This window comes from Bradyrhizobium sp., from assembly GCF_047605465.1.
Lineage (GTDB): Bacteria > Pseudomonadota > Alphaproteobacteria > Rhizobiales > Xanthobacteraceae > Bradyrhizobium.
Genome location: NZ_JASGFS010000117.1, coordinates 1 through 6,694 on the forward strand (window position 1 = coordinate 1; position 6,694 = coordinate 6,694).

General features: G+C 65.1%; 5 protein-coding genes and 1 pseudogene. All 6 read left to right on the top strand.

The features are described from left to right. A pseudogene (locus QM712_RS35795) lies at window positions 1–346 on the top strand (malate dehydrogenase); the annotation flags it as partial. 221 nt (window positions 347–567) lie between these two features. Beyond that, window positions 568–1,764, top strand: a complete 1,197-nt coding sequence (gene sucC, locus QM712_RS35800; protein WP_415027860.1) for an ADP-forming succinate--CoA ligase subunit beta — start codon at window positions 568–570, stop codon at window positions 1,762–1,764. A gap of 4 nt (window positions 1,765–1,768) precedes the next feature. Next, entirely contained in the window at window positions 1,769–2,248 is a 480-nt protein-coding gene (locus tag QM712_RS35805) for a DUF1579 family protein (protein WP_415027861.1), read from the top strand. 33 nt (window positions 2,249–2,281) lie between these two features. Beyond that, entirely contained in the window at window positions 2,282–3,166 is an 885-nt protein-coding gene (gene sucD / locus QM712_RS35810; protein ID WP_415027862.1) for a succinate--CoA ligase subunit alpha, read from the top strand. 136 nt (window positions 3,167–3,302) lie between these two features. Further along, window positions 3,303–6,260 carry a 2-oxoglutarate dehydrogenase E1 component gene (locus tag QM712_RS35815; RefSeq protein WP_415027863.1) on the top strand — a complete coding sequence of 986 codons (2,958 nt, stop codon included), beginning with the start codon at window positions 3,303–3,305 and terminating at the stop codon, window positions 6,258–6,260. Between the two features lie 179 nt (window positions 6,261–6,439). After that, a partial coding sequence (locus QM712_RS35820; protein ID WP_415027864.1) for a biotin/lipoyl-containing protein occupies window positions 6,440–6,694 on the top strand: 255 nt, incomplete at its 3' end.

The window sequence follows — 6,694 nt, forward strand, 5'->3', positions numbered from 1 at the left end:
CGACGAGATCGTCGACCGCACCCGCAACGGCGGCGCCGAGATCGTCAACCTGCTCAAGACCGGTTCGGCCTCCTATGCGCCGGCCGCGTCCGCGATCGCGATGGCCGAGAGCTATCTGCGTGACAAGAAGCGCGTGCTGCCCAGCGCCGCCTACCTCAACGGCGAATACGGCGTGAAGGACATGTATGTCGGCGTGCCCGTCGTGATCGGCTCCAAGGGCGTCGAGCGCGTCGTCGAGATCGAGCTGGCCGGCAAGGACCGCGAGGCCTTCGACAAATCGGTCGGCGCGGTGCAGGGACTGGTGGACGCCTGCAAGAAGATCGCCCCCGATCTTCTCGGCCGCTAAGCGCGACAATCCCCGCCGAAGATCGAAAACCCGGTCTTCGGCGGTTTCATTTCCGGCCCCCGCCTGACCGGGCGGGGTCCGGGCAAGTCCAGTGATCTCGCAAGTCCTGAGATCTCGATGTCAGAGAATCCCGGTTGCAGTCGATCTGGTATATGGTATGCCAGATGGTGGATTGAGGTGGGCCCTCGCGGTCCCCGCCCGCGGGTTCAGGGAGCGACCATATGAATATCCATGAATATCAGGCCAAAGCTCTGCTGGGCGAGTTCGGCGTACCGATCTCCAAGGGCGTGCCCGTCCTGAAGCCGGCCGACGCCGAGGCTGCCGCCAAGGCCCTCCCGGGCCCGATCTGGGTGGTGAAGAGCCAGATCCACGCCGGCGGCCGCGGCAAGGGCAAGTTCAAGGAAGCTTCCGCCGGCGACAAGGGCGGTGTCCGCATCGCCAAGTCGGCCGCCGAAGTCTCCGAGTTCGCCAAGCAGATGCTGGGCGCGACGCTGGTGACGGTGCAGACCGGCCCGGCCGGCAAGCAGGTCAACCGCCTCTACATCGAGGACGGCTCCGACATCGACAAGGAATTCTATCTCTCGATCCTGGTCGACCGCGAGACGTCGCGCGTCTCGTTCGTGGTGTCGACCGAGGGCGGCGTCAACATCGAGGACGTCGCGCACAACACGCCCGAGAAGATCGTGACCTTCTCGGTCGATCCCGCCACCGGCGTGATGGGCCATCACGGCCGCACGGTCGCGAACGCGCTGAAGCTCTCCGGCGATCTCGCCAAGCAGGCCGAGAAGCTGACCGCGCAGCTCTATGCGGCCTTCGTCGCCAAGGACATGTCGATGCTGGAGATCAACCCGCTGGTCGTGACCAAGCAGGGCCAGCTCCGCGTGCTCGACGCCAAGGTGTCGTTCGACGACAACTCCCTGTTCCGTCACCCCGACGTGGTCGCGCTGCGCGACGAGACCGAGGAGGACGCCAAGGAGATCGAGGCGTCGAAATACGACCTCAACTACGTCACGCTCGACGGCAATATCGGCTGCATGGTCAACGGCGCCGGTCTCGCCATGGCGACGATGGACATCATCAAGCTCTACGGCATGGCGCCGGCGAACTTCCTCGACGTCGGCGGCAGCGCCAGCAAGGAGAAGGTCGCGGCCGCGTTCAAGATCATCACCGCGGATCCCAACGTGAAGGGCATCCTCGTCAACATTTTCGGTGGTATCATGAAGTGCGACGTGATCGCCGAGGGCGTCACCGCCGCCGTGCGCGAGGTCGGCCTCAGCGTGCCGCTGGTGGTTCGCCTCGAAGGCACCAATGTCGAGCTGGGCAAGAAGATCATCCGTGAATCCGGCCTGAACGTGGTGCCGGCCGACAATCTCGACGACGCCGCGCAGAAGATCGTGAAGGCCGTCAAGGGAGGCTGAGGCCATGACCCAGGACCATCTCGCCGCATCATCTCCGCTGCCGGAGCACGCACGCCTGTCGGCGTTCGCCGGTGAATGGAATGGCGAGGAGATGGTCTACGCGTCGCGCTGGACCGAAGGCGGCCCGGCGACCTCGCGTACCGTCGCGCGTATGGATCTCAACGGCTTCTACCTGATCCAGGACAGCGTCCAGCTGCGCGGCGGCAAGCAGGCCTTCGCCACCCACGGCATCTTCACCTACGACCGCGACGACCGGACCTACAAACTGTTCTGGTACGATTCGCTCGGCTACACGCCGCCCTCGCCCGCTTCCGGCGGGTGGGTCGGCAAGACCCTGACGCTGGTGCGCGGCTCGCTCCGCGGCAATGCGCGCCACGTCTACGAGATCATCGACGACAACTCCTATTCGTTGAAGATCCAGTTCTCGCCGGACGCAGAAGGCTGGGCCGACGTGCTCACCGGCGTCTACCGCCGCATCCACTGAACTCTCACTAGCTAGTTCGCGAAAGCAGACCTCATGTCCATCCTGATCGACAAGAACACCAAGGTCATCTGCCAGGGCTTCACCGGCAAGAACGGCACCTTCCACTCGGAGGCCGCGATTGCCTATGGCACCAAGATGGTCGGCGGCACCTCGCCGGGCAAAGGCGGCTCGACCCATCTGGGCCTGCCGGTGTTCGACACGGTGCGCGAGGCACGGGAGAAGACCGGCGCGGACGCGTCGGTGATTTACGTGCCGCCGCCGGGCGCGGCGGATGCGATCTGCGAAGCCATCGACGCCGAGATCCCGCTGATCGTCTGCATCACCGAGGGCATTCCGGTCATCGACATGGTGCGGGTGAAGCGGTCGCTGGCCGGCTCCAAGTCGCGCCTGATCGGGCCGAACTGCCCGGGCGTCATGACCGCCGGCGAGTGCAAGATCGGCATCATGCCGGCCAACATCTTCCGGACCGGCAGCGTCGGCATCGTCTCCCGGTCGGGCACGCTGACCTATGAAGCCGTGTTCCAGACCTCGCAGGAAGGTCTCGGCCAGACCACGGCGGTCGGCATCGGCGGCGACCCCGTCAAGGGCACCGAGTTCATCGACGTGCTGGAGATGCTGCTCGGCGATCCCAAGACCGAATCGATCATCATGATCGGCGAGATCGGCGGTTCCGCCGAGGAGGACGCCGCCCAGTTCCTGAAGGACGAGGCCAAGCGCGGGCGCAAGAAGCCGATGGTCGGTTTCATCGCCGGCGTGACCGCCCCTCCCGGCCGCCGCATGGGCCATGCCGGTGCGATCATCTCGGGCGGCAAGGGTGACGCCGGTTCCAAGACCGATGCGATGAAATCCGCGGGAATCACCGTCTCCCCGTCGCCCGCGCGGCTCGGCCATACGCTTGCCGAAAAGTTGAAGGGCTAATTCACTCCTTCGTGCTTTTCCGGGCGAAGTTTCGCAGCAAATGGGGTAAATGGTGCCTGTCGCGCCGAGCCACTGCCGGGGGCTTGGCGCCAGCGCCGTTTGTTATGCGCGAACCGAAATCGCCAGGAACTCAAGTATGTCTCGCCAGGACGCGAACGCAGCCTTTGCCCTCTCATCATTTTTGCAGGGCACCAACGCCACCTACATCGACGAAATCTACGCCCGCTACGAGAAGGACCCGTCCTCGGTCGACGCCGAGTGGCAGGAGTTCTTCAAGAGCCTGAAGGACCAGCCCGACGACGTCCGCCGGAACGCCGAGGGCCCCTCCTGGGAGCGCGCCAACTGGCCGCTGACGCCGCAGGATGACCTGACCTCCGCGCTCGACGGTAACTGGGCCGAGGTCGAGAAGGCGGTCGGTGCCAAGATCGCCGCCAAGGCGCAGGCCAAGGGCGGCGACATCACCTCCGCCGATGTGCTGCAGGCGACGCGCGACTCCGTCCGTGCGCTGATGCTGATCCGCTCCTATCGCATGCGCGGTCACTTCCACGCCAAGCTCGACCCGCTCGGAATCGAAGCCCCGCGCAATCGCGAAGAGCTCGATCCGCGCACCTACGGCTTCACGGAAGCCGATTTCGACCGCAAGATCTTCCTCGATCACGTGCTCGGCCTCGAATACGGCACGCTGCGCGAGATCACCGCGATCTGCGAGCGTACCTACTGCCAGACGCTCGGCGTCGAATTCATGCATATCAGCAATGCCGCGCAGAAGGCGTGGATCCAGGAGCGCATCGAGGGACCGGACAAGGAGATTTCCTTCACCCGCGAAGGCCGTCGCGCGATCCTGATGAAGCTGGTCGAGGCCGAGGGCTTCGAGAAGTTCTGCGACACCAAGTTCACCGGCACCAAGCGCTTCGGTCTGGACGGCGGCGAATCGCTGATCCCCGCGCTCGAACAGATCATCAAGCGCGGCGGCAATCTCGGCGTGAAGGAGATCGTGCTGGGCATGCCGCATCGCGGCCGCCTCAACGTGCTGACGCAGGTGATGGGCAAGGCCCACCGCGCGCTGTTCCACGAATTCAAGGGCGGTTCGGCCAATCCCGACGCGGTCGAAGGCTCCGGCGACGTCAAGTACCACCTCGGCGCGTCCTCGGACCGCGAGTTCGACGGCAACCGCATCCATCTGTCGCTGACCGCCAACCCCTCGCATCTCGAGATCGTCGATCCCGTGGTGCTCGGCAAGGTCCGCGCCAAGCAGGACCAGCACGGCGATCCGCCGGACATGCGCATCTCGGTGATGCCGCTGCTGATGCACGGCGACGCCGCGTTCGCCGGCCAGGGCGTGGTCGCGGAGTGCTTCGGCCTGTCCGACCTGAAGGGCTACCGCACCGGCGGCTCCGTGCACTTCATCGTCAACAACCAGATCGGCTTCACCACCTATCCGCGCTACTCGCGCTCCTCGCCCTATCCGTCGGATGTGGCGAAGATGATCGATGCGCCGATCTTCCATGTGAACGGCGACGATCCGGAAGCCGTCGTGTTCGCGGCCAAGGTCGCGACCGAATTCCGCCAGAAATTCCACAAGCCCGTCGTCATCGACATGTTCTGCTACCGCAGGCATGGCCATAACGAGGGCGACGAGCCGGCTTTCACCCAGCCGGTGATGTACAAGAAGATCGCTGCCCATCCGTCCACGCTCGAGCTCTACGCCCGCCGCCTCATCAGCGAAGGCGTGATGACCGAGGGCGAGGTCGACAAGGCCAAGGCCGACTGGCGCGCGCGTCTCGACGCCGAGTTCGAGGCCGGCACCTCCTACAAGCCGAACAAGGCCGACTGGCTCGACGGCAAGTGGGCGGGCTTCAAGATCGCCGACCAGGAGGAGGACGCGCGCCGCGGTGTCACCGGCGTCGATCTTCCGATCCTCAAGGACATCGGCCGCAAGATCACCAAGGTGCCGGACGGCTTCCGCGTCCACCGCACCATCCAGCGCTTCCTCGAGAACCGTTCGAAGGCGATCGACAACGGCGTCGGGATCGACTGGGCCACCGGCGAGGCGCTGGCGTTCTGCACGCTGCTGCAGGAAAACCATCACGTCCGCCTGTCCGGACAGGATTCGGAGCGCGGCACGTTCTCGCAGCGCCATTCGGTCCTGATCGACCAGGAGGACGAGAGCCGCTACACGCCGTTCAACCATCTCGGCAGCGAGCAGGGCCATTACGAGGTCATCAACTCGCTGCTGTCGGAAGAAGCCGTGCTCGGCTTCGAATACGGCTATTCGCTCGCGGAGCCGAACACGCTGACGCTGTGGGAAGCCCAGTTCGGCGACTTCGCCAACGGCGCGCAGGTCGTGTTCGACCAGTTCATCTCGTCCGGCGAGCGCAAGTGGCTGCGCATGTCCGGCCTCGTCTGCCTGCTGCCGCACGGCTATGAGGGCCAGGGACCGGAGCACTCCTCGGCGCGTCTGGAGCGTTATCTGCAGATGTGCGCCGAAGACAACATGCAGGTGGTCTACCCGACCACGCCGGCGAACTACTTCCACGTTCTGCGCCGGCAGCTGCATCGCGAGATCCGCAAGCCCCTGATCCTGATGACGCCGAAGTCGCTGCTGCGCCACAAGCGCGCGGTGTCGCGGCTCGAGGAGCTCGCGAAGGGAACGACCTTCCACCGCATCCTCTATGATGACGCCCAGATGCTGCCGAACGAGGCGGTCAAGCTCGTCCCGGACGAGAAGATCCGCCGCATCGTGCTGTGCTCGGGCAAGGTCTATTACGACCTCTACGAGGAGCGCGAGAAGCGCGGCATCGATGACATCTACCTGATGCGCGTCGAGCAGCTCTATCCGGTGCCGCTGAAGGCGCTGGTGGCCGAGCTGTCGCGCTTCAAGAAGGCCGAAGTGGTGTGGTGTCAGGAAGAGCCGCGCAACATGGGTGCGTGGCACTTCATCGAGCCCTATCTGGAATGGGTGCTGAACCAGGTGAACGGTGCGAGCCGGCGTCCGCGTTATGTCGGCCGCGCCGCTTCCGCCGCGACTGCCACGGGCCTGATGTCCAAGCATCAGGCGCAGTTGAAGGCGTTCCTGGACGAAGCACTGAGCTGAGAAGTTTTCGAGATGCTGTGATGCCCCGCCTGGTGCGTACTCGCGCACTGGGCGGGGCATCCGGTACTCCGCGGCGTTCGTTCTGATCACGAAGGTCACGGTGTACTGGATTGCCCGCCTTCGCGGGCAATGACGTATGAATTCACGACCGCATTGGCGATCTCCTTAAGGAAAAGACCATGACTGAAATTCGTGTGCCGACGCTCGGCGAATCCGTCACCGAGGCCACCATCGGCCGCTGGTTCAAGAAGGCCGGCGATCCCGTCGCCGTCGACGAGCCCTTGGTGGAGCTCGAGACCGACAAGGTCACCATCGAGGTCCCGGCGCCCTCCGCGGGCACGCTGAGCGAGATCATCGCCGCCGATGGCGCGACCGTCGCGGTCGGCGCGCTGCTCGGCCAGATCACCGACGGCGTCGGCGCCGCGAAGCCCGCC